21 protein-coding genes and 1 pseudogene are annotated in these 23067 nt (G+C 61.6%); 11 read left to right on the forward strand and 11 right to left on the reverse strand.

Annotated features, from left to right (window positions below; genetic code table 11):
* Positions 1 to 2 precede the first annotated feature (2 nt).
* The 6 genes from dusA to betI form a co-directional block, all read right to left on the reverse strand.
* On the reverse strand, positions 3 to 989 hold the full coding sequence (gene dusA / locus ACN0X0_RS00600) for a tRNA dihydrouridine(20/20a) synthase DusA (protein WP_417277577.1): 987 nt from the start codon (positions 987 to 989) through the stop codon (positions 3 to 5).
* A 99-nt stretch (positions 990 to 1088) separates the two neighbouring features.
* Entirely contained in the window at positions 1089 to 1625 is a 537-nt protein-coding gene (locus tag ACN0X0_RS00605; protein WP_417277578.1) for a flavin reductase, read from the reverse strand.
* Between the two features lie 133 nt (positions 1626 to 1758).
* The gene (gene betA, locus ACN0X0_RS00610; RefSeq protein WP_417277579.1) at positions 1759 to 3408 is read right to left on the reverse strand and encodes a choline dehydrogenase; all 1650 of its coding nucleotides are present in this window, start codon (positions 3406 to 3408) and stop codon (positions 1759 to 1761) included.
* 13 nt (positions 3409 to 3421) lie between these two features.
* The gene (gene betB / locus ACN0X0_RS00615) at positions 3422 to 4885 is read right to left on the reverse strand and encodes a betaine-aldehyde dehydrogenase (RefSeq protein ID WP_417277580.1); all 1464 of its coding nucleotides are present in this window, start codon (positions 4883 to 4885) and stop codon (positions 3422 to 3424) included.
* A 23-nt stretch (positions 4886 to 4908) separates the two neighbouring features.
* A complete protein-coding gene (betC, locus tag ACN0X0_RS00620; RefSeq protein ID WP_417277581.1) occupies positions 4909 to 6423 on the reverse strand; it encodes a choline-sulfatase in 1515 nt (504 codons plus the stop codon).
* Between the two features lie 12 nt (positions 6424 to 6435).
* The gene (betI, locus tag ACN0X0_RS00625) at positions 6436 to 7023 is read right to left on the reverse strand and encodes a transcriptional regulator BetI (protein WP_417277582.1); all 588 of its coding nucleotides are present in this window, start codon (positions 7021 to 7023) and stop codon (positions 6436 to 6438) included.
* 81 nt (positions 7024 to 7104) lie between these two features.
* Between betI and choX the strand changes: the two genes are divergently transcribed.
* The 7 genes and pseudogenes from choX to ACN0X0_RS00660 all read left to right on the forward strand — a co-directional run.
* Positions 7105 to 8034, forward strand: coding sequence for a choline ABC transporter substrate-binding protein (choX, locus tag ACN0X0_RS00630; RefSeq protein WP_417277583.1), 930 nt, complete (start codon positions 7105 to 7107; stop codon positions 8032 to 8034).
* A gap of 81 nt (positions 8035 to 8115) precedes the next feature.
* On the forward strand, positions 8116 to 8949 hold the full coding sequence (gene choW, locus ACN0X0_RS00635) for a choline ABC transporter permease subunit (RefSeq protein ID WP_417277584.1): 834 nt from the start codon (positions 8116 to 8118) through the stop codon (positions 8947 to 8949).
* Positions 8946 to 9968 carry a choline ABC transporter ATP-binding protein gene (gene choV, locus ACN0X0_RS00640; protein ID WP_417277585.1) on the forward strand — a complete coding sequence of 341 codons (1023 nt, stop codon included), beginning with the start codon at positions 8946 to 8948 and terminating at the stop codon, positions 9966 to 9968. The genes choW and choV overlap by 4 nt, the downstream gene beginning before the upstream one ends.
* A 309-nt stretch (positions 9969 to 10277) precedes the next feature.
* The gene (locus ACN0X0_RS00645) at positions 10278 to 11375 is read left to right on the forward strand and encodes an ABC transporter ATP-binding protein (RefSeq protein ID WP_417261475.1); all 1098 of its coding nucleotides are present in this window, start codon (positions 10278 to 10280) and stop codon (positions 11373 to 11375) included.
* 67 nt (positions 11376 to 11442) lie between these two features.
* Positions 11443 to 12540 carry an extracellular solute-binding protein gene (locus tag ACN0X0_RS00650; protein WP_417277586.1) on the forward strand — a complete coding sequence of 366 codons (1098 nt, stop codon included), beginning with the start codon at positions 11443 to 11445 and terminating at the stop codon, positions 12538 to 12540.
* 87 nt (positions 12541 to 12627) lie between these two features.
* Positions 12628 to 13914: an ABC transporter permease gene (locus ACN0X0_RS00655; protein WP_417277587.1), complete on the forward strand. Its 1287-nt coding sequence runs from the start codon at positions 12628 to 12630 to the stop codon at positions 13912 to 13914.
* 5 nt (positions 13915 to 13919) lie between these two features.
* Positions 13920 to 14768 (forward strand): annotated as a pseudogene (locus ACN0X0_RS00660) (ABC transporter permease); the annotation flags it as partial.
* Positions 14769 to 14780: 12 nt separating this feature from the next.
* Here the strand turns inward: ACN0X0_RS00660 and ACN0X0_RS00665 are convergent.
* Positions 14781 to 15950: an aminotransferase class V-fold PLP-dependent enzyme gene (locus tag ACN0X0_RS00665; RefSeq protein WP_417277588.1), complete on the reverse strand. Its 1170-nt coding sequence runs from the start codon at positions 15948 to 15950 to the stop codon at positions 14781 to 14783.
* Between the two features lie 80 nt (positions 15951 to 16030).
* Between ACN0X0_RS00665 and ACN0X0_RS00670 the strand changes: the two genes are divergently transcribed.
* Positions 16031 to 17410: a PLP-dependent aminotransferase family protein gene (locus ACN0X0_RS00670; protein ID WP_417277589.1), complete on the forward strand. Its 1380-nt coding sequence runs from the start codon at positions 16031 to 16033 to the stop codon at positions 17408 to 17410.
* A 364-nt stretch (positions 17411 to 17774) separates the two neighbouring features.
* Here ACN0X0_RS00670 and ACN0X0_RS00675 read toward each other — a convergent pair whose 3' ends face one another.
* Positions 17775 to 18443, reverse strand: a complete 669-nt coding sequence (locus ACN0X0_RS00675; RefSeq protein WP_417277590.1) for a TetR/AcrR family transcriptional regulator — start codon at positions 18441 to 18443, stop codon at positions 17775 to 17777.
* An 80-nt stretch (positions 18444 to 18523) separates the two neighbouring features.
* Between ACN0X0_RS00675 and ACN0X0_RS00680 the strand changes: the two genes are divergently transcribed.
* Positions 18524 to 19084, forward strand: coding sequence for a pyridoxamine 5'-phosphate oxidase family protein (locus ACN0X0_RS00680; RefSeq protein ID WP_417277591.1), 561 nt, complete (start codon positions 18524 to 18526; stop codon positions 19082 to 19084).
* Between the two features lie 29 nt (positions 19085 to 19113).
* On the opposite strand, the gene ACN0X0_RS00685 is transcribed toward ACN0X0_RS00680, so the two are convergent.
* The 3 genes from ACN0X0_RS00685 to ACN0X0_RS00695 form a co-directional block, all read right to left on the reverse strand.
* Positions 19114 to 19533: a carboxymuconolactone decarboxylase family protein gene (locus tag ACN0X0_RS00685; RefSeq protein ID WP_417277592.1), complete on the reverse strand. Its 420-nt coding sequence runs from the start codon at positions 19531 to 19533 to the stop codon at positions 19114 to 19116.
* Positions 19472 to 19897 carry a MerR family transcriptional regulator gene (locus ACN0X0_RS00690; protein WP_417277593.1) on the reverse strand — a complete coding sequence of 142 codons (426 nt, stop codon included), beginning with the start codon at positions 19895 to 19897 and terminating at the stop codon, positions 19472 to 19474. Before ACN0X0_RS00690 ends, ACN0X0_RS00685 begins: the two co-directional genes overlap by 62 nt.
* A 124-nt stretch (positions 19898 to 20021) precedes the next feature.
* Positions 20022 to 21434: a PLP-dependent aminotransferase family protein gene (locus ACN0X0_RS00695; RefSeq protein WP_417277594.1), complete on the reverse strand. Its 1413-nt coding sequence runs from the start codon at positions 21432 to 21434 to the stop codon at positions 20022 to 20024.
* Between the two features lie 89 nt (positions 21435 to 21523).
* Here ACN0X0_RS00695 and ACN0X0_RS00700 point away from each other — a divergent pair, with 89 nt between their 5' ends.
* Both ACN0X0_RS00700 and pdxY read left to right on the forward strand, forming a co-directional pair.
* Positions 21524 to 22210 carry an MOSC domain-containing protein gene (locus ACN0X0_RS00700; RefSeq protein WP_417277595.1) on the forward strand — a complete coding sequence of 229 codons (687 nt, stop codon included), beginning with the start codon at positions 21524 to 21526 and terminating at the stop codon, positions 22208 to 22210.
* Positions 22207 to 23067 (forward strand): pyridoxal kinase, encoded by an 861-nt coding sequence (gene pdxY / locus ACN0X0_RS00705; RefSeq protein ID WP_417277596.1) that lies wholly within the window; start codon positions 22207 to 22209, stop codon positions 23065 to 23067. Before ACN0X0_RS00700 ends, pdxY begins: the two co-directional genes overlap by 4 nt.

Here is a 23067-nt window from a genome sequence, read left to right on the forward strand (position 1 = left end):
ATTCAGCGCGGCAAAGCCTCGCGCACCAAATCAAACCCCGCGCCGTCTTTGTGCGCGCCCTCGGACAGCACACGTTTCCAGCGCCGCGCGCCGGGTTGACCGGCAAACAGCCCAAGCATGTGTTTCGTCACCTGCGCCAGCTTGCCACCATCCGCGACATGCCGCCCGATGTAGTCCTCCATCGCGAAGACCACCTCGGCACGGCTCAGAGCTTGGCGGGCGTCACCGAACACCTTTTGATCGGCCTGACCCAAAATGTCATAGGGCTGATGATAGGCCGCACGACCGACCATGACACCATCCATGACATTCAACTCTTCCTCAATTGTTTCAAGGCTTTGCACACCGCCATTGATCGACAGATGCAGCTCGGGAAAGGCGCGCTTCATCTCATGCACGAGGGCGTAATCCAGAGGCGGAATATCGCGGTTTTCCTTCGGGCTGAGGCCTTCGAGCCAGGCCTTGCGGGCATGCACCGTGATCCGCGTCACACCCGCGCCGCGCATCTTTTCCAAAAAGTCGGGCAGCACCTCGGTGGGGTCCTGATCGTCCACCCCGATCCGACATTTCACCGTCACCGGCACATCGCCCGCGCCCTCCTGCATGGCACTCACACAGTCCGCCACAAGATCGGGCGATTTCATCAGCACAGCCCCAAAGGCCCCCGATTGCACCCGGTCCGAGGGGCAGCCGACGTTAAGGTTCACCTCGTCATAGCCGCGCTCGACACAAAGCGCCGTCGCCGCCTTCAACTCCGCCGGATCGGACCCGCCGAGTTGCAGCGCGACAGGATGTTCTTCCGGGTTATAGTCGAGCAAATGCAGCGCGCCACCACGCACCAAAGCGGGTGCCGTGACCATCTCCGTGTACAAAAGCGCATGATGCGACATCAGCCGATGCAGATAGCGGCAATGGCGATCCGTCCAATCCATCATGGGCGCGACGGAGAGGCGCGCGGAGTGCTCTAAGGTCGGGGTCAAACGGCTCATTTCAAGGCTTTCAGACAGATCGCGGACGGCAGCGCGTCGGATAACATCGCCCCCCTCAGATGCCAAGTCTCTTTGGCGTCAACGCGTCAGGGCGCGCCGTCAGCTTTCGAGCGCGTGGAATTTGCGGGCGTAATAGACGGAGGCGCTCGGGCTGTCGGCGCGCGCAACACTCAGCACTTCGCAGAACAGCACCGCATGGGTGCCGATCTCTTGGCGGGCCGTCACATGGCAGTCGAAGGACACAGCCGCCCTTTTGAGGCAGGGCGCCCCCGAGACATCCGCACTCCAGTCCTCGTCGACAAAGCGTTCATCCACCGGAAGTTTGCCGCCAAAGGCCATCGCCAGTTCGGCCAGATCCGGTCCCACGGTGTTCACGCAGAGGGCGGTGTTTTCTAAGAAAGCCGGAGCGACCGAGCTGGACAGGTTCACACAGACCAAAAGCGTCGGTGGCGTGTCGGTCACGGAACAAACTGCCGTCGCGGTGAACCCCGCCCGGCCCGCTGGCCCGTCGGTGGTCACGATGTTCACCGCCCCGGCCAGATGCGCCATACCATCGCGAAACGCCTCGCGCGAGACATGCGGGAGCGTCGCCGAGGTCGTATCCTGATCTGGTTTTGAACTCTTCGCGTCCACCATGCCCAACTCCTTTTGCCCCCATATATGTCGTCATGCCGGGTGCGGCCAGTCCTAACGCCGCCCGAACGGCGCTGAAACTGGCTCAACCAGCATAGAGGCGGAGTGTCAAGCAGGCCTCCGTTTCAAAAGAGGCCTATCGCTGCGCCGCCTCCCATCGCGGGTTGATCCAAGGCTCGGCATTCGAGGCCGACAGAGGCGTTTTGCCCAGAATGTGATCCGACGCCTTTTCGCCCGACATGATCGAGGGCGCGTTGAGGTTGCCGTTGGTGATCTGCGGAAAGATCGAACTGTCGGCGAGGCGCAGCCCTTCGACCCCAATCACCCGGTTTTCCGGGTCCACGACTGCCATCGGATCATCCGCGCGCCCCATGCGACAGGTGCCACAGGGGTGATAGGCGCTTTCCACATGCTCTTTGATAAAGCCGTTCAGCTCGTCGTCGCTCTGGACCGCAGCGCCCGGTTGGATTTCGTGTTTCACATAGGGCTTGAACGCATCTTGGCCGAAAATCTCGCGCGTCAGGCGGATACAGGTGCGGAAGTCCTCCCAGTCCTTCTCTTGCGACATGTAGTTGAACAGGATTTTCGGCGCCTCTCGCGGGTCTTTCGAGCGGAGCGTGACCTCGCCGCGCGAGGGCGAACGCATCGGGCCGACATGGGCTTGGAACCCGTGGCCCTCTGCGGCCGCCTGACCGTCGTAGCGCACCGCGATGGGCAGGAAATGATATTGAATATCAGGATATTCCACGCCTGCCTTCGAGCGAATGAAGGCCGCGCTCTCGAATTGGTTCGACGCACCCAGACCCTGTTTCGTGAACAGCCATTGCGCCCCGATCAGGGCCTTGGATAAGAGGTTCCAGTGTTTGTAGAGCGTGATCGGCTGGGACGCCGCCATTTGCAGATAAAGCTCAAGGTGATCCTGTAGGTTCTTGCCCACGCCACGACGGTCGGCTTTGACCTCAATGCCCAGTGCGGCCAGTTCGTCGGCGGGGCCAACACCCGACTGCAAAAGAATTTTCGGCGAGTTGATGGAGCCAGCGGAGAGCACCACCTCGCGCCGGGCCTTGATCACCCGGCCATCGACCAAACGCACGCCGGTGGCGCGGCCCTCTTCGATCTCGATGCGGTCCACAAGCCCGTGGACCAGATCGCAATTCTCGCGCTTCAGCGCTGGTTTCAAATAGGCATTGGCGGCGGACCAGCGGCGGCCTTTCCAGACCGTCTGTTCCATCGGGCCAAAGCCCTCTTGTTTCTCGCCGTTATAGTCGCCGGTGACCTCATAGCCCGCCTGCGCGCCGGCATCGACAAAAGCCTGAAACAGCGGATTATCTCGGGGGCCGCGCGTGACATGCAGTGGCCCGTCGGTGCCGCGCCAGCTGGGATCGCCGCCATGCCCACCGTCGTGCCAGGTCTCCATCCGTTTGTAATAAGGCAGCACGTCTTTGTAGGCCCAGCCCTCCGCGCCCATCTCCGCCCAGGTGTCGAAATCGCGGGCGTGGCCGCGCACGTAGACCATGCCATTGATGGACGACGAGCCGCCGATCACCTTGCCGCGCGGCGTGGCGAGGCGACGCCCGTCCAGATGCGGCTCGGGTTCGGATTGATAGCCCCAATCGTAGCGCTTCATGTTCATCGGATAAGAGAGTGCTGCGGGCATCTGAATGAGGGGCCCCGCATCCGTGCCGCCGTGTTCGATGACCAGAACCGAGGCGCCGCTCTCAGACAGGCGATAGGTCATGGCCGAGCCTGCGCTGCCCGCGCCGATGATGACAAAATCTGCTTCCATATCTCTTACCCCCTCAAAAGGCTGCTTCGACCGGGGAAAGGCCGACATAGACGGATTTCACTTCGGAATAATGCTCGATCGCGGCATGGGCGTTTTCGCGCCCGACGCCGGAGGCTTTGACGCCGCCAAAGGGCATCTCGATGGGCGTGAGGTTATAGGCGTTGATCCAGCAGGTGCCGGCCTCAAAGCCTTTGACCACGCGATGCGCGCGGGTCAGATCAGAAGTGAACACGCCCGCCGCCAGCCCAAACTCGGTGTCATTGGCGCGCGCCATGACCTCTTCTTCGGTTTCAAACGGCAGGACGGACATCACCGGACCGAAGATCTCTTCGCGGGCGATGGCCATGTCGTCGGTGACGTCGGAAAAGACGGTGGGTTCGATGTAGAGCCCACCCATCTCATGCGCCTTGCCGCCGGTGATCAATGTCGCGCCCTCTTCGATCCCCTTCTCGATATATCTGAGCGTAATGTCGAGCTGGCCTTGCGACACCATCGGGCCGAAATTCGTCGCCTCATCCATCGGGTCGCCGATCACGGCACGTTCGGTGCGGGTTTTGAGGCGGGCGAGAAAATGCGGCAGGATGCCTTTTTGCACGAAAACCCGCGTGCCGTTGGAACAAATCTGGCCGGAGGAATAGAAATTGCCGTTGATCGCGGCGGAAATCGCGTCCTCGATGCTGGCGTCGTCGAAAATGATCAGGGGCGATTTGCCGCCCAATTCCATCGTGACGTGCTTCATGCCCGCCGCCGCCGCCGCGTAGACCTTGCGCCCTGTTGGCACGGAGCCAGTGAGCGAGACTTTCGCGACGCGATTGTCTTCGACCAGCGCAGCGCCGACGTCGCCATAGCCCTGCACCACGTTGAACACGCCATCGGGCAGTCCGGCCTCAGAAAGGATTTCCGCCAGTTTCAACGCGCCCAGAGGCGTCGTCTCCGAGGGTTTGAACACCATCGTGTTGCCACACGCGAGCGCTGGCGCAGCTTTCCAACAGGCGATCTGGGTCGGGTAGTTCCACGCCCCCAGGCCCACGCAGACTCCCAAAGGTTCGCGTATCGTATAGGCAAAATCCGCGCCCAATTGGATATGTTCGCCGGTCAGACCCGCCGCGATCGACCCGAAATATTCGAGACAATCGGCGCCCGAGGCGGCATCGGCCACCAAGGTCTCCTGCAAAGGTTTGCCGGTGTCATAGGTCTCCATGACGGAAAGCTCATGATTGCGCGCGCGGATGATCTCGGCGGCGCGGCGCAGGATGCGGCCCCGCTCCGTCCCGGTCATTGCGGCCCACCCGACGCGCGCGGCGTCCGCAGACGCGAGGGCCTGATCCACGATGGAGGGCGTCGCGGAATAGAGCTCGGCGATCACCTCGCCCGTGGCCGGATAGGTGGAATTGAGCGCCGCGCCGTCACTGTCTTCGACGTAGCAGCCATTGATGAAATGGCTCGCCTTGGGTTGCTGGTTTGGGGAGGGTGTCATCAGTCTGGTCCTTCGGGTCAAAGTCATTCGCCACGCGGGAAACGCGCGATGTCTTCGACAGTGTTCAAATCCATGTGGTTGCGCATGTAGCGCTCGGAGGCCTTTTGCAGCGGCTGGTAATCCCAGGGGAAATAATCGCCGTTGCGCAGCGCCTCATAGACGATCCAGCGGCGGGCCTGGCTTTCGCGGACCTGCGCATCGAACAGATCGAGATTCCAGCGTTCATCGGCCATGGCCTGAAGCCGTGCGAGCGTGTCGGCATGGGCCGGGTCCTCTGCAAGGTTCGTCAGCTCATGCGGGTCATTGGCGACGTCGAACAATTGCTCGGGGTCAAGCGCACAGCGGGTGAATTTGTAATCCCCCTCGCGCAGCGCCACCAGCGGCGCATAAGAGGCCTCGGCGGCATATTCCATGGCGACGGGGGCGGTGCGCACCTCGCCTTTTGCCAAGGGTATGAGGCTTTCGCCATCGGTCCATGGCATGACATCTGCCATCGACACCCCCGCAATATCGCAAAGCGTCGGCGTGACGTCGATGGTCGAGACCGGCGTCTCGATCAGGCCGGGGGTAAGATCAGGAGAGGCGATCATCAAAGGCACCCGCGCGGAGCCTTCATAGAAGTTCATTTTGAACCACAGCCCCCGCTCGCCCAGCATATCGCCATGGTCAGAGACAAAGAAGATCACCGCCTCTTGTCGCGTGGCCTCCAGCGTGTCGAGAATCTCGCCGATCTTGTCGTCGAGGTAGGAGATGTTGGAAAAATAGGCCCGACGTGATTTGCGAATATCCTCTTCCGTGATGTCGAAATTGCGCCAGTCGTTGGCATCGAAAATGCGTTTCGAATGCGGGTCGTGGTCTTCGTAGTCCATCGCCGGAACCTCGGGCAACAGATGCTCGCAGTCCTCGTAAAGGTCCCAATATTTCTGCCGCGTCACATAGGGATCATGCGGATGGGTGAAGCTCACCGTCAGGCACCACGGGCGATCATCCTTGCCGCGCGAGAGGTCCTGAATTTTGCGAGTGGCGTGATAGGCGACCTCGTCGTCGTATTCCATCTGGTTGGAAATCTCCGCCACGCCCGCGCCCGTCACCGAGCCCATGTTGTGATACCACCAATCAATCCGCTCGCCCGGCTTGCGGTAATCCGGGGTCCAGCCGAAATCGGCGGGATAGATGTCGGTGGTCAAGCGTTCCTCGAATCCGTGCAACTGATCGGGACCGACGAAATGCATCTTGCCAGAGAGGCAAGTCTGATAGCCCGCGCGGCGCAGGTGATGCGCGTAGGTCGGAATGTCGGAGGCAAATTCCGCGGCATTGTCATAGACCCGCGTGCGCGAGGGCAACTGGCCGGACATGAAACTCGCCCGCCCCGGCGCGCACAAAGGCGAGCCGGTGTAGCTGTTGGCAAACCGCGTCGAGCGCGCGGCCAGACGTTTGAGATTGGGGGCATGGAGCCACTCGGCCGGCCCATCGGGAAACAGCGTGCCGTTCAACTGGTCGACCATGAGAATGAGAATATTGGGGGATTGTGCAGTCATGTGAGGCTCCCGTCAGATGCCCTGCTCTTTCGGCAGGTGCAGGTTGAGATAGTCGAGCACGATGGCTTCCGGATGCTCCGGTCGGTCGCGTTCGTCGCAAAGCACGAAACGGATGTAGGCGCCGTCGATCAGCGCCGCGATTCCCTCGGCCACCATCGGGGCCTGAGCGGGAATCACCTGCCGCAATTCAGCCAGAAGATTCGACCGCAACCGCCGGTGATAGACCCTGAGAAGGCGCGAAACTTCGCCTGATCTTTGGGCATAAACATAAAAATTAAGCCATGCGCCGACCGTATCCGGTTGCATATTCATGTCGGAAAAACTGCTGCGAATGATCGTCTCGATGCGCGCTCTCGGATCGGTTTTGCCCTGGAGATTTTGCCGGATTTCGGCGCCGTATTTCGTCAGGATGTGACGCATTGCGGCGATGAACATATTGGTTTTGCTACCAAAATAGTGATGCGCCAAGGCACTCGACATCCCCGCCCGCTTGGCGATCTGGCTGACGGTGACCTCCATGGAGCCGGTCTGTCCGATCTCCGCGATCACCGCGTCGATCAGGGCCGAGGTGCGGATCGATTCCATTCCTACTTTGGGCATCGCTCTCTCTTTCTGTTGTCAAACAAGACTCAACACGTTTTGATTAACTCATCAATCAAAATAAAACAGGGATCCCCACAGATGCTCAGAACAACCGCTCTCGCGACCATTCTTGCAGCCACCCAATTCAGCGCACTTGCGGCCACTGCCGAAACACCCTGCGACGCTGTGTCCTTTTCCGATGTCGGCTGGACCGACATCACCACCACCACCTCCATCGCCAAACAGATCCTCGAACCGCTGGGCTATGACGTGGACGTGTCCGTGCTCTCCGTGCCGGTGACCTTCGCCTCGCTGTCGGGCGGCGACACCGACATATTCTTGGGCAACTGGATGCCCGCACAGGCCGGCGCCGTTCAGCCTTACCTCGATGACGGCTCCATCGTGATCGCCCACGAGAACCTGCAGGGCACCGTCTACACCCTCGCCGTCCCGGCCTATACCTATGAGAAGGGCCTGAAAGATTTCGCCGACATCGCCAAATTCGCCGATGAGCTGGACGAGACCATCTACGGCATCGAGCCGGGCAACGAGGGCAATGACTACCTGATCGGTCTGACCGAGGCGAACACGCACGGTCTGGGCGAATTCAAGGTCAAGGAAAGCTCCGAGCAAGGTATGCTGAGCCAGGTGCGTCGCGCCTATGACAAGGGCGAAGACGTCGTCTTCCTCGGCTGGGCGCCGCACCCGATGAACGTCAACTTCGAGCTGAAATATCTCACCGGCGGCGAAGAGTTCTTTGGCGGCGTGGGCGTCGTGAACACGCTGACCCGTGCAGGGTTCTCCGAGGAATGCCCGAACGTCGGCAAGCTCCTGACCAACCTCGACTTCACCGTCTCCATGGAAAGCGAGATCATGGGCGCGATCCTCAACGACGGCGAAGACGCCGACGATGCGGTCAAAGCCTATGTCACCGCCCACCCCGAGATCCTTGATCCCTGGCTCGACGGCGTGACCACCACGGCGGGCGAGCCGGGTCTTCCGGCTGTGAAAGCGGCCTTCGGTCTCTGATCAAACATGGCCCGGGGGCGCACACCCTCGGGCCTTTCGTTTTGAGACCTACCGCCAACACCCCAGAAGATCGGAAACGCAATGAGCTGGATCACAGAGTATAAAATCCCGGTCGGAGACGTCGCCTCAGACTATTTCGACTGGATGCAACACCATGGAGGCTGGTTCTTCGACGCGCTGTCTGCTGCGCTCGAATGGATGATCGAGGCCGTCCTCTGGGTGCTGCAAACCCCGCCGCCGCTGGTGGTTATCGCCGTTTTCGTGGCGGGCACATGGGCGCTGCAACGCAATTGGAAAGCCTGTCTGCTCGTCGCCCTCGGGTTTCTGTTCATCCTCAATCAGGACTATTGGGAAGAGGCCACCGAAAGCCTCACCCTCGTCGTCGCCTCCTGTGTCGTCTGTATGGCGATTGGGGTGCCCATCGGTATCTATGCCGCGCGACGTCCCGGATTTTACCGCGTGCTGCGCCCGATCCTAGATCTGATGCAGACGCTGCCGACCTTTGTCTATCTGATCCCCGCCATCGTGTTTTTCGGCATTGGCATGGTGCCGGGCCTTTTGGCCACCGTGGTCTTCGTGCTGCCCGCGCCGATCCGTCTGACGCATCTCGGGATAAGCTCTACGCCACCCGCATTGCTCGAAGCCGTTCAGGCCTTTGGCGGCACTTCGCGGCAACTCTTGTGGAAGGTCGAACTGCCCTTTGCCCTGCCGCAGATTATGGCCGGGCTGAACCAAACCATCATGCTGTCGCTGTCCATGGTCGTGGTCGCCGCCCTCGTGGGGGCCGATGGTCTCGGTGTTCCGGTGGTGCGCGCGCTCAATCAGGTGAACACCGCTTTGGGCTTTGAAAGTGGCTTTGTCATCGTCGTACTGGCCATCATGCTGGACCGTGTCCTGAGGATTGAACGCAAATGACCGCAGTAATTTTTGACAATGTTTCCATCGTCTTCGGAGACAAACCTGAGACCGCCCTGCCCCTTATGGACCAAGGCAAGGAGCGCTCCGAGGTGCAGGAACAGACCGGCCAGGTCCTTGGCGTGCACAACTGTTCGCTCGAGGTTCAGGAGGGTGAAATCCTCGTCCTGATGGGCCTGTCCGGCTCGGGCAAATCAACACTTCTGCGCGCGGTCAACGGGCTCAACCCGGTGGTGCGCGGCGAGGTGAAGATCAGCGACGGCAACGGCATGGCCAGTGTGACCCATGCCGATGCCAAAGGCCTGCGCGCGCTGCGTCAAAGCCGGGTCGCGATGGTGTTCCAGCAATTCGGCCTCCTGCCCTGGCGCACGGTGCGCGAAAACGTCGGCCTCGGCCTTGAGCTGGCACATGTGGCGCCGGATGTCCGGGCGAAAAAAGTCGATGCGCAATTGAGCCTCGTGAACCTGACCGACTGGGCGGAGAACAAGGTGTCGGAGCTGTCGGGCGGCATGCAGCAACGTGTGGGCCTTGCCCGCGCCTTTGCCGCCGACGCGCCGATCCTGTTAATGGACGAGCCGTTTTCCGCGCTCGATCCGCTGATCCGCAACCACTTGCAGGACGAGTTGTTGGAGCTGCAACACAAGCTCAAACGCACGATCATTTTCGTCAGCCACGACCTTGATGAAGCGTTCAAACTGGGCGACCGGATCGCGATCATGAAAGGCGGACGGATCGTGCAATGCGGCACGCCCAAAGACATCTTCGAGAACCCTGCCGACGACTACGTCGAGGAATTCGTCAACCATATGAACCCCTTGGGTGTTCTGACGGCGGGCGATGTGATGGAAGAGGCCAAGGGCGATCACGTCGAGACGGTCGAAGCCTCTGTGCCGGTGATCCACCTCATGGCGCGTCTGGCGGAGCTCGACACGCCTCTCGGCGTGATGCAGGACGGTGCCTTGATCGGACAGGCCTCCCGCGCCTCTTTGCTCAAGGAATTGGCGAAGAAATCGAACTGAACCACACCCCTCGCGGGGATCAAAACCGCGAGGGGCCTCGACCCGCATCTGCGGCAGTGCTTGCGCAAACAATTTAGCTACGTTTCCAAGAGGTTTTTTGTATCTTTCGGAAAGGATGATCAAAATTTTCTTTGGACAGCGGCGTGAAAACACGCAAGTATGATCAAAAATCAACCAACCCCGACTGGGTGGCTCAATTCTAAAGAGAGTGCGGTAGACATTCTCGCGAGGGCTGCTTTTCTTGAAGAACAACGGGGACGGCCCAGACGTCGCAAAGATGCAGAGGCCAAAAACAGGGAAATAAACACTGTGCTTGATCAAGGCTCAGACGACTTTGTCGTTTTCGACAAGGTGCAAAAAAGTTATGACGGGCAAACACTTGTCGTCAAAGACCTCAATCTCTCGATTGGCAAGGGCGAATTTCTGACCATGCTCGGGCCGTCCGGCTCCGGCAAGACCACCTGCCTGATGATGCTCGCGGGCTTCGAGACCGCCACCCATGGCGACATCCTTTTGGACGGTCAGGGCATCAACAACATCCCGCCGCACAAACGCGGCATCGGCATGGTGTTTCAGAACTATGCGCTTTTCCCGCATATGACGGTGGCCGAAAACCTCGCCTTCCCGCTCGAAGTACGCAAGCTTGGAAAATCCGACCGCGAGGCCAAGGTCAAACGCGCGCTCGATATGGTCCAGATGGGCGATTTCGCCAGTCGCCGCCCGGCGCAACTCTCGGGCGGTCAACAACAGCGGATCGCTCTGGCCCGCGCGCTGGTGTTCGAGCCGGAACTCGTTTTGATGGACGAACCTCTGGGCGCGCTCGACAAGCAGCTGCGCGAACATATGCAGTTCGAGATCACCCGACTGGCCCACAATCTGGGCATCACCACGGTCTACGTCACCCACGACCAGACCGAGGCGCTGACCATGTCCGACCGGGTTGCCGTGTTTAACGATGGCCGCATCCAGCAACTCGATCCGCCGGACACGCTTTATGAAGAGCCCAAGAACAGCTTTGTCGCGCAATTCATCGGCGAAAACAATTCCTTGGAAGGTACGGTGAAGGTACTGAACAACGACACGGCCGTGGTCCAGCTCGACGATGGCAGCCTGATCGATTGCAGGCCTGTGAACGTCAAGAACGTCGGCGACCGCACCAAAGTCTCGATCCGCCCGGAGCGCGTCGAATACCGCTCCGAACGGTTTCAAGAAGGCGCGCATCTGCTCAAGGCCGAGGTTCTGGAATTCATCTACATGGGCGATGTGTTCCGCACCCGTCTGCGGGTCGCGGGGCGGGACGATTTCATCATGAAATGCCGCAACGCGCCGGATCAAATCCGTTTGAAACCCGGTGAGACGGTCAACATCGGCTGGATGCCCGAAGATTGCCGCGCGCTGGACGCCTGAGCGTGGCCATAAACACCCGTCAGATAGGCGGGGTTCATAAAACAAAACCACCAACTTGGAGAGTTACATGAAACTTACGACCCTTGCCGCCGCCTTGTCCGCGACTGCACTCACCCTGCCGGCCGTTGCCGAAGACATGACCATCGTGTCCTGGGGCGGCGCCTATCAATCCAGCCAGCAAAAGGCCTATACCGAGCCCTATGCCGAGATGAAGCCCGACTTCAACGCGATCTGGGACGAAAGCTCCGGCGAGGCCGTGGCGAAACTACGTGCCATGGATGAGGCGGGCAATGTGACCTGGGATCTCGTCGACGTCGAAGGCCCGGACGCCGTGCGCCTTTGTGACGAAGGTCTCGCGATTGAGGTCGATATCGACGAAATTCTGGCCGCGGGCGACGATGGCTCCGCCCCCTCCGACGACTTCGGTCCGTCTTTGATCAGCGACTGCTTCATCCCGCAGATCGTCTTCTCCACCACCTTTGGTTATCGCACCGATGTCGAAGCCTGGGGCGACAGCAAACCCGAAGACCTCTGCGCCGTTTTCGATCTGGAGACCTTCCCCGGCAAACGTGCGCTGCAAAAGAGCCCGAAGAAGAACCTCGAATGGGCTCTGCTCTGTGACGGTGTGGAACAAGATGCGCTCTATGACGTGCTCGACGAGGACGGCGGCGTGGAACGCGCGCTGGCCAAGCTCGACACCATCAAGGACGAGGTCGTCTGGTGGTCCGCCGGTGCGGAAACCCCGCAGCTTCTGGCCGACGGCGAGGTTGTGATCGGCTCCACTTATAATGGCCGCCTCTTCTCCGTGATCGAAGAACAGCATCAGCCGGTTGCCATGCTCTGGGACTACCAGGTCTTCGACTTCGACGGTTGGGTGATCCCGGCTGGCCTGACGGAAGAGCGCGAAGCCGCCGTCATGGAATTCGTGAAATACGCCACCGACACCCAGCGTCTGGCGGATCAGGCGAAATACATCTCCTACGGTCCGGCGCGTGCCTCGTCCCAGCCGCTCGTTGGCAAACATGCCGAGCTTGGCATCGAAATGGCGCCGCATATGCCGACCAACCCGGCCAATGCCGAGCGCTTCCTCGTGAACAACCTCGACTGGTGGGCCGACAATCAGGACGACGCCGAAGCCAAGTTCCAAGCCTGGCTCGTGCAATAAGTATCTAAGCGAAACGCTTGAATACAAAATGAAAAAGCAAAGGGGCGCCCTGCCCCTTTGCGCTTCACACACCTCGATGGACGGATCATGAGCGACACGACCACAGACGACAGCCCCCAAAACGGTCCAGTTCTGGCCGCAGACGGCACGCCCCTGCACCGCAGCCTTGCTCGCGCGCTGCGCCGCCAGAAACTCAGGGCGCTGATGCTGATCGCGCCGCTTCTGATTTTCATCATGGTGACCTTTATTCTGCCCGTAGCGGATATGCTCTACCGCTCGGTCGAGAATGGCATCGTTTCCGAGACCCTTCCGCGCACGGTGGTCGCACTTGCCGATTGGGACGCGGGCGGTGACACCCCGCCCGATGAGGCGGTCTTTGCCGCGCTGGCCGCCGATATCCAGATCGCCGCTGAGGAAAAGACCCACACCAAGCTTGGCTCGCGCCTCAATTACGAAAACCCGGGCATGTCGTCCCTGTTCCGCAAATCCGGACGTCAGGTCAAACGCTGGGATCTGGAAACCGACGGGCCCTTTATGGAGAAATTCGTCGAGATCGACGAGGACTGGGCCGACATCGACGTTTGGCGCACGATCCAGACCTATTCCCCCGCGACGACCTCCGGCTATTATCTGGCCGCCGTAGACATGCAGCTCGGCGCCGACGGTCCAGAAATGCGGCCCGAAAACGAACGCATCTACCTGCAACTCTTCTGGCGCACTCTGATGATGTCCATGGCGATCACCTTGAGCTGTATCGCTCTGGGTTATCCGGTCGCCTGGCTTTTGGCCAACCTTCCGATGCGAACGTCTAACCTCCTGATGATCCTCGTCCTTTTGCCCTTCTGGACCTCGCTTTTGGTGCGCACGTCGGCGTGGAAAATCCTGCTGCAACAGCAGGGTGTGATCAACGACATCCTTGTTTGGATCGGGCTTGTGTCAGATGACGCGCGGCTTGTGATGATCAACAACCAATTGGGCACGATCATTGCCATGACGCATATCCTTTTGCCTTTCATGATCCTGCCGATGTACTCCGTCATGCAGTCGATCAACCCCTCTTATCTGCGCGCCGCCAAGAGCCTTGGCGCGACCGATTGGACGGCGTTTTGGCGGGTCTATTTCCCGCAAACCGTGCCGGGCATCGGCGCAGGCTCGATCCTCGTGTTCATCCTCGCCATCGGCTATTACATCACGCCCGCTTTGGTCGGCGGCACCACCGGGACCTTCATCTCGAACCGCATCGCCTTTCACATTTCGACCTCGCTCAACTGGGGCTTGGCGGCCGCGCTTGGCGGCATCCTCTTGGCAGTCGTTCTCGTGTTCTACTGGGCCTATGACAAATTTGTCGGCATCGACAACGTGAAGCTGGGGTAATTGACATGAGCTTGCCATCCTACGCCACCACCGGTCAGCGCATCTGGTACTACAGTTTCCGGGTGATCTGCGGGCTGATCTTTTTCTTTCTGATCGCGCCGATTGTCGTCGTCATCCCGCTCAGTTTTAACGCGCAGGATTTCTTCACCTTCACGCCGGAGATGCTGCGCCTCGATCCCGAGGGCTATTCACTCAAGCATTACCGCGATTTCTTCAGCAACAGCGATTGGCAGCATGCGCTGTGGAATTCGCTCAAGATCGCGCCCTTGGCGACCATGCTCTCCGTCGGTCTCGGCACGCTCGCGGCCATCGGCCTCAGCCAGCCGCATGTGCCGTTTCGCCGGGCGATCATGGCGCTTTTGATCTCGCCCATGATCGTTCCGCTGATCATCTCCGCCGCCGGCATGTATTTCTTTTTCAGCCGCATCGGCTTGCAGGGCACCTATGCAGGCGTCGTTCTGGCCCATGCCGCGCTTGGCATCCCCTTCGTGATCATCACGGTCACCGCCACGCTCGTGGGCTTTGACAATTCGCTGACCCGCGCCGCCGCCAATATGGGGGCCGATCCTGTGACCACGTTTTTCCGGGTGCAGATGCCGCTCATTTTGCCCGGCGTGATCTCCGGCGCGCTCTTTGCCTTTATCACCTCTTTCGATGAGGTGATCGTCATCCTCTTCGTCGGCTCGGCCAGTCAAAAGACCCTGCCTTGGCAGATGTTCATCGGCTTGCGCGAGCAAATCAGCCCGACGATCCTCGCCGTGGCGACCATCCTTGTGGTGATCTCCATTGCGCTTTTGACCACCGTCGAACTGCTCCGCCGCCGTTCTGAGCGGTTGCGCGGGATCACACACTAAGGGGTCGGGGGATTACCCCCGCCCCAAACACGCCGACAAAGCCGACAACAGCCGCGCTTCATCGGCCTCCGTCACATGCAGATGCGGCGCGATCCGAAGCGCATTGCCGCGACGGCTGACATAGACCTGCCGCTGGGCCAGTGCCGGGATCAGGCCCTCGGGCAGGTTCTTCTCGGCGGCCACACCCAAAATATGCGGGCTGCGCTGGGATTTCGGCACGGGGCTGAGCCCCATCTCGACCATGGCTTCGGCCAGCCGATCATTGATCGCCTGAAGCCGCGCCGCGATGTTTTCAACACCCCAATCGCCGATCTGCCGCAGCGCCACCAAAGCGCCGGGCAGAAGCGTCGGCATGCTCTTTTGCCCCATATCGAACCGCCGCGCGCCGGGTTGATAGGCCTCGGCATAGTCAGACAGCGTCTCGAACACCTCCGCGCCCGCCCGGTTGAGCCAGCTTTCCTCCAAGGGCCGCGCGTCATGCCATTGAGGCGCCGCGTAAAACAGGCTCAGCCCATAGGGAAACAACAGCCACTTATAACCCGAGGCGATCATGAAATCCGGCTGCACCCGCGCCAGATCGAGCGGCATCGCGCCCAGTGATTGCGTCACCTCCAACACCAAAGCCGCCCCCACCGCGCGCGCAGCCTCCGAGATCGCGATGAGATCCAGCACCGCGCCATTGCTCCAATGACAATTCGGCACAGCGACCAGCGCGGTTTGGGGCGTGATCTTGGACAGCACTTGTTCCGTCCAATTGCCCTCGCCCGCGGGCCAAGGCGCGGTCACAAGCGTGGCCCCCGTCTCGCGCGCCAATCTTTGCCACGGTAGGAAATTCGACGGAAAGGCCTCTTCGATCACCACGATTTCATCCTCTGCCCCCAGCCGCGTCTCGAAAATCCGGCCCACAGTCGAGGTGCCGTAGCTGGCCGAAGGGATCAGCGCATAGTTCTCCGCCGCCCCGCCAAAGGCCTGCGCCGCCAGTGTGCGAAAGCGCTCGGCATCCTCGAAGAAATCGGCAGGCACCCGCGTCCAGGGATGGCACTTGGACCGCACACCCTGATGCAGCGCCTCTTCCGCCTCCACCAACAGCGGCGCGTTATAGGCGGCGTTGAAATAGGCGATCTCATTGGGAATATCAAAGAGGGCACGTTGGGGGCTAAGCTGGGCGGCGAGCTGGGTCATGATGGGTCTCACATGAGGGATATCATTTGAGACAATGTGGTAATTGTCTTGCATCCGATCCCGCAAGCACAGCATTGTATATGGGACAATATTCTCGAAACCACGCCCTGTCTCTCATGCGCGCCAAATATCACAAGATCGTCGCCCGGATCGCCGATGACATCCACTCTGGTCGGTTGCAACCGGGCGACCGCCTGCCGACGCATCGGCAACTGGCTTGGGAACATGGGCTGTCTTTGGGCACCGCGACGCGGGTCTTTGCCGAGTTGGACGCCATGGGGCTGACCACCGGCGAGGTCGGGCGCGGCACCTTCGTGCGGCGGCAAAGCGATGTGCGGGCGGGCGAATTCGTGGTGCGCGGTACCTCCGCCGAGAAGATCGACCTGCGGCTCAACCACTTTCTGTTGCCGGAACAGGACGACCTGTTCCAAAGCGCGCTTCAAGAGGTGCTGGCCCGCGGCACCGACGTCTTGGGCTATCGCGACACCTTCGGTGACCCTGATGAACGCGCCCGGATTGCCGATTGGCTCAGCGGCACGGAGCAGGTGCCAAGGGTTGATGCCGCGCGGTTGGTCGTTTGCGCCGGAGGCCAGCACGGGCTGTTCCTGAGCCTCGCCGCCACCTGCCGGCCCGGTGACGTCATCGCCATCGAGGCGTTGAGTTACCCGGTGATCCGACAGGCCTGCGCGCTTCTGCATCTGAACGTCGTCGAAGTCGCCTCTGATGCGGACGGTATTCGTTCCGATGCGCTCGACGCGCTCTGTCGCGACACGCCGGTCAAGCTTTTGTTCACCATGCCGAACCTGCAAAACCCGACCTCTGTCACGATGCCCGAAGCGCGCCGTCGTGATCTCGCCGAGGTCATCCGACGGCACGATCTTTGGGTCATCGAAGACGACGCCTATGGCTTCCTGCTGCCCGATCCGCCGGTGAGCCTTGCCGCCCTGATGCCCGAACGCGTGTTCTACCTGCGGCCCTATTCGAAAAGCTGGGCGCCGGGGCTACGCATTGCGCATCTGGTGTTCCCGGCAGGCCTTGAGAAACGTATTGAGCAGGCGCAAAGCGGCACGATCTGGACCGCGGTGCCGCTGATGGCCTCGGTGATCGTCGCGCTCATTGACAGTGGCGCCTACTCACAGATCACCGCCGCGAAACGCAAGGACATTGCCAAAAGGCAAAGGATTTTCGCAACGGAACTGGGGGCTTACCGGGTCCGGACTGCGCCGCAGAGCATGCATGCTCTGGTGCATCTACCGCCCGGACAGCGCAGCAGCACGCTGGTCTCCACCCTGTTCGAGGCGGGCGTCATCGTCGCTCCGCTGCGCCAATTCGCGGCCCCGCATGGCGAGGGGCAACCGATCCCCGAAGGTGTGCGCCTCTGCCTCGGCGCACCGCCCGACCGGCGCCGGTTGCAACAGGGGCTGGCACTATTGGCCGCGCATCTCGGCCCGCACTCCTGAAGCGGCGCTCATTGAGATCCTGTGCGATCCATCGCCCGCGCCTGAACTCGCTCCGCCAGCGCCTTATCCTCACCGCGGCCAGACGACCTGAGCCCGGCCTGACCCCCCGTCCGATCCGGTGGCACCTTGTTTTGACTGACTTTCCACACGCCCTTTGGCTCTTGGAGGACGATCTCAAACCCGACAAGGCCTTTCAACTGCCGGGAAACGAAGTCCTCGGGCGCGTCGGACACGATCGTCGCAAAGGGATGCTCCCTCATCATCGCCTGCATGACCTCGACGCGGTCTTCTCTGAAAATCGGGGGTGTTGCCTAGGGATGTCCTTGTGAGGCGCTTTGGTCCGCTGTGATCCGCTGTGGTCCGCTCAGGCCAAAAGATCGCTTTCCGCCGCGATCACGCGGTCTGCGAGGCGCCTCTCCACCGCAGTTGCCGCGCGCCAGTCCCCCAGCATCTGGGTCAACAGAGCTTTGGCCTGTTCGTCGGGCTCCGGCCCGATCAAACCGTCGGCCCGCGCCAAAAGCGCCCGCCGGACGCGCTCCATCGGCTCGGCATTGCCGTAGAGCGCCAGCCATAGCGTCGCGCCCTCCACCGCGGTCAGCGTGTCGAGGGCCAGAGGTTCGGCAAGCGTCACATCCAGCCCCTGCATCAACAGATCGCGCAGGAATTCCCTAAGATCGAGAAAGAAACTGCTCACCGCCTCTCGGACCTCGGACGCGTCCTCACTCAGCCCGTAAGCCAAATGCAGCCCGAGGCAACGCCGGTTACGGATCAGCACGGAACTCAGCCGATCCAACGCCGATTCATAATCCGCACGCCAGTCGCCGGTGGTCTCAAGCCCCTCGATGATCTCACCGAAGGTCAGATCGAGGACCTCGGGAACCAAGTCTTCCTTGCTGCCAAAGTGGCTATACAGGCTGCTTTTCGACAGGCCGACACTGAGAGCGACATCCTTCATGGACATGCCCGCGTATCCCTTTTCCCGCATCAAATCGCGCGCGAAAAAGATGATCTCTCTGCGAGATGTCTTTGCCATGTGAGTCCTCATTTACAAACGACCGGTCGGTCGTATTTATGTCGTCACATCGTGATTTATCAAGAGAGAAAGCGAGACCTATGACACAGCCCAAAGGCAAAGGCTCTGCCGCGTCAGCCATCGCCCCCGACACGCCGCAGGGACATCCCGGCGAACTTGAGATGAGACAGCGCTTTCCAAGCGACTATCACTGGAACGATCACAGCCTGACCGCCATGATGCGCCCCATCCTCTCCACCGGGCTGGCACGATTCATCGAATCCCTGCCCTTTTTCTTCATCGCCACCTCCGACGCCGAGGGGCATTGCGATTGCAGTTTTCGCGGCCGGGAACATGATGACACCGGAGCGCCGCTGCCTGCCTTGCGGGTGATCGACACCGGATCGCTTGTGTTCCCCGATTTCTCCGGCAACGGGCTTTACAACAGTCTCGGCAATATTCAAGTGAACCCGCATATCGGCATGTTGTTCATGGACTTCGACCGCCGCCGCCGCGCCCGTGTCAATGGCATTGCGCAGATCATCGAGGCAAACGAGGACATCCGCTCCACCTGGCCGACCGCTCAGGCGGCGATCCTGGTGTCGATCGAACAGGCCTATGGCAATTGCCAGGCCCGCATCCCGCGCATGACTCCCACTTAGGCCGGGCACAAGCCGCCGTCGGCTCAGCCTCATGTCCGGGCCTCCACCGCCTCCTGCGCCCGCGCGGCAAAGACCTCCTTGGCGGTGAAAAGCCCGTTCAGCGCGGCGGGAAACCCGGCATAGACCGCCATCTGCATCAGAACCTCTGTGATTTCCTCCTGCGTCAGCCCCACATTTAGCCCGGCCTCGACATGCACCTTCAACTGCGGCTGTGCCGTGCCCATGGCGGCAAGCGCCGCGATTGTGGCAATCTCGCGATCTCGCAGCGACAGGCCGGGGCGGGAGTAGATGTCCCCGAACGGAAATTCGAACAGATAGGTGGCAAAATCCGGCGCAATATCGGCCAAGGCGTCAATCACGTTTTGCCCGGCCCGCCCGTCAATGGCCTCAAGGGCGCGTTGGCCGCGTTCGAGTCTGCTGTCCGTCGAAGGAATGTTCTGTATCGTCATGGGAATGCGTCCTTTTTTCCGTTTCGACATAGGTGTCGATCTTGGTGTCGAGGACGAGAAGACTGGCCTGCAAATCGCGCACATGGGCGCGCACCCGGTCGCGATGCGCCTCAAGAATGCGCTGCCGCGCAGGCCCGGTATGATCCCCGGCCGCACGCAGTTTGGCATATTGCAACATCTCGCGGATGGGCATCCCGGTGGTTTTCAGCCGGTCGAGAAACGCGATCCAGACGAGGATCGCCTCATCATAGTCGCGCCGCCCGCCCGCATCGCGATCCGCATAGGGCAAAAGCCCGATACGCTCGTAATAGCGGATCGTATGGGCCGACAGCCCGCTGCGTTTCGCCAATTCACCGATTTGCATTGCACCTGCTTCTCATCAAGACGCTCCCGACTCTAGGGGCTTGAGCGCGCTCTAAGTCAAGGCGGAAAAAAATAGGTGAAAATTCAAGGCAAGATCAGGCAACCAGTGTGTCGGCGCCGTCCTGTCATCCCGGCCAGCTTTTGGCCAAAATCTCGACCGCGCGGGTGATCCGATCCTCATCCAACGCCGCATAGCCCAGACGAAAAGCCTGCGGCTCCGCGCCCTCCAGAGCAAAACGCTTGCCCGGCAAAAGCGCCAACCCCGCCTGCCCCGCGCTTTCGGCCCAGCGATCTGCCGCCACACCGTCGCAGCGCAGCCAAAGCGCAAGCCCACCGCCGGGCAGCTCAAAACTGGCACGCCCGGCCAGTTGCACCCGCAAAAGCTCCGCCAGAAAATCCCGCCGCGCCCGATAGATCCGCCGCGCCTTGCGGGCATGGCGGCCAAGATCGCCATCAACAATCACCTCCGCCAGCGCCGCCTCGAGAGGCGCGTCGCCTTGCCGGTCGATGGCGGCCCGCGCCTCCGCCATCCGCCGCAACACAGGCCCCGACGCCAAAGCATAGCCCAGACGAATGCCCGGCGAGAGCAGCTTTGACAGCGATCCGACGTAGATCAACGGCAGGTGGTCCGGCGCGCGGGCCGCCAGCGGCAACACCGGGCGGCCCTCAAAGCGGTACTCGTGGTCGTAATCGTCCTCGATCAGCGTGATCCCGTGACGCTGCGCCAGCTCCAAAAGCTGCAATCGCCGCGCCGCGCCCATGGTCACCGTGGTCGGATATTGGTGATGCGGCGTCACATAGACGGCCCGAATGCGCGCATCGCGGGCCAGCGCCGCCTCCAGCGCGTCGATCCTGAGACCTCCGCCATCCACCGGCACGCCCCGCACCACCGCCCCCGCCGCGCCAAACGCCTCCCAGGCGAGCGGATAGCCCGGGTCTTCGACCGCGATGACGTCGCCCGGCGACAGCGCCGCCCGCGCCGCGAGAAACAGGGCCATCTGGCTGCCGCGCGTGATGATCATGCTGGACGGGTCCGCCACGACGCCCCGATCGGAGGCGAGATAGCCCGCGAGGGCCTGTCGCAACACGGAGGTGCCGCGGGCGTCGCCATAATCCGCCCCGGCGCGGAACCCCGGCGACAAGAGTGCGCGGCGAAAGGCCCGTGCCAATGCTTTGTCCGGGACCAGTTTCGGGTCGGGCGCGCCGTCCGTGAAGGCCAGCGCGGGAGGCGGCGTCTCCGGTGCGACGGGATCCGGCGCGGTGCGGCGCACCAGACCGCCTTGCGGCAAATCCTGCGCCACGAAGGTGCCCCGCGCGGGCTTCGCCTCCAACCACCCCTGCATCAGCAGCTCCTGGTAGGCGGCATCGACCGTGTTGCGATGCACGCCGAGCTCTTGCGCCAGCGCCCGTGTGCCGGGCAGTCGCGCACCGGGCCTCAAACGCCCACGGGTGATGTCGTGGGTGATGGCCTCGGCAATCGCGAGGAAAAGCGGGCCACTGTGGCCAAGCTCAATATCGAGGGCAAGAGGCTCGCGCATCTTAAAACCGGCCTATCTCTTTCATTCATACTGGCACTTTTGGATAGGCCGAATTTTCGCCAAAGAGGAGAAAAAGACAAGAGGCTCCCATGACCCCGTCCCCCATCACCCTCATGACCGGCCGGATTGCGCCGCTTTCCGGCACGGAGACCCCCAGCGGAATCATCAAGACCTGTGTCGACCGCCCGTTGAAACTCGGCCCCAACGGTTTTGAGAGCGACGAACAGGCCGACCTTCGTGTCCACGGTGGCCCTGAAAAGGCCGTCCACCACTATCCGCATGAGCATTATGCGCCGTGGCGTTCGGAACTGGGCACACTTCCGGCGCTCGAGGCGCCGGGCGGCTTTGGCGAAAACATCTCGACCGAGGGGCTGACCGAGACAACCGTCGCGGTGGGCGACATCTTTCGGCTGGGCAGCGCAGTGGTGCAGGTCTCACAAGGGCGCCAACCCTGTTGGAAGCTCAACCGGCGGTTCGATGTCCCCGACATGGCACGACGCGTGCAAGACACGGGCCGCACCGGCTGGTATTACCGTGTTCTTCAGCCCGGCACGGTCGCGCCCGGTGACAAGCTTGAATTGACCGATCGGGTCGCGCCGGACTGGACCTTGCACCGGCTCTGGCATGCGCTCTATGTAGACCGCATGAATCTGTCGGAGCTGGAGGGCATCGCGGCGCTCGATGTTCTGGCGGACGGTTGGCGAAAATACGCTGTCCGCCGCTTGGCGAACCGGCGCGTCGAGGACTGGAGCCCAAGATTGGACGGCAAGGCATGACCCCTTCTCCCTTTGTGATCTCGATCCAGAGCCAGGTGGTTTTCGGCCACGTCGGCAATTCCGCCGCGCTTTTCCCGATGCAGGCGGCGGGTCTTCAGGTCGCGGCGATCCCCACCGTGATCTACTCGAACACCCCCGATTACCCGACGCTGCGCGGGCGCGCTTTGCCGCCCGATTTCTTTGCCGATCTGCTGCAAGGTGCGCGCGAACGCGACCTCCTCACGCGGGCCGATTATATCGTCACGGGCTACATCGGATCGCTTGAGGTGGCCGAGATGGTGGCTGATTTCGTGGCCGAGGCCAAGGCGGTGAACCCGACGCTGACCTATCTGTGTGACCCGGTGCTGGGGGACAGCGGCCCCGGTCTTTACGTGCCCCAACCCATCGCCGAGGTCATGCGCAAGCGTCTCTTGCCGATGGCGGACATCGCGACGCCGAACCCGTTCGAGCTCGGCTGGCTCACCGGGCGGCAGATCGCGACCGTGCAAGATGTCGAGGCCGCAAGGCGCGATCTCGACATCCGCGATGACGCGCATCTGATCGCGACCGGCTGCATTCTGGACACCACACAACCGGGTCAGATCGAGAGCATCATTTGCGGCCCACATACAGACAGTGCGCCGAGCCGCCACCCGACCGCGCATCTGCCCTGCGCGCTGCCGGGCACCGGCGATCTGTTCAGCGGCTTGATTGTGGCCGGGCTGGCCCGAGGGCAGTCGCTGGGTGAGGCGGTGGAAACGGCGCAGTCCCTGACCTCCCGCGCCCTTGCCCATGCACAGGCGCTGGGGGCCGGAGAGGTGGTGCTCAGCGAGGCGGACTTCCGACAGGCGCTTTTGTCCCTCGGCCGGACGCCGTAG

The sequence above is a fragment of the Celeribacter sp. genome, assembly GCF_048270365.1.
GTDB lineage: Bacteria > Pseudomonadota > Alphaproteobacteria > Rhodobacterales > Rhodobacteraceae > Celeribacter.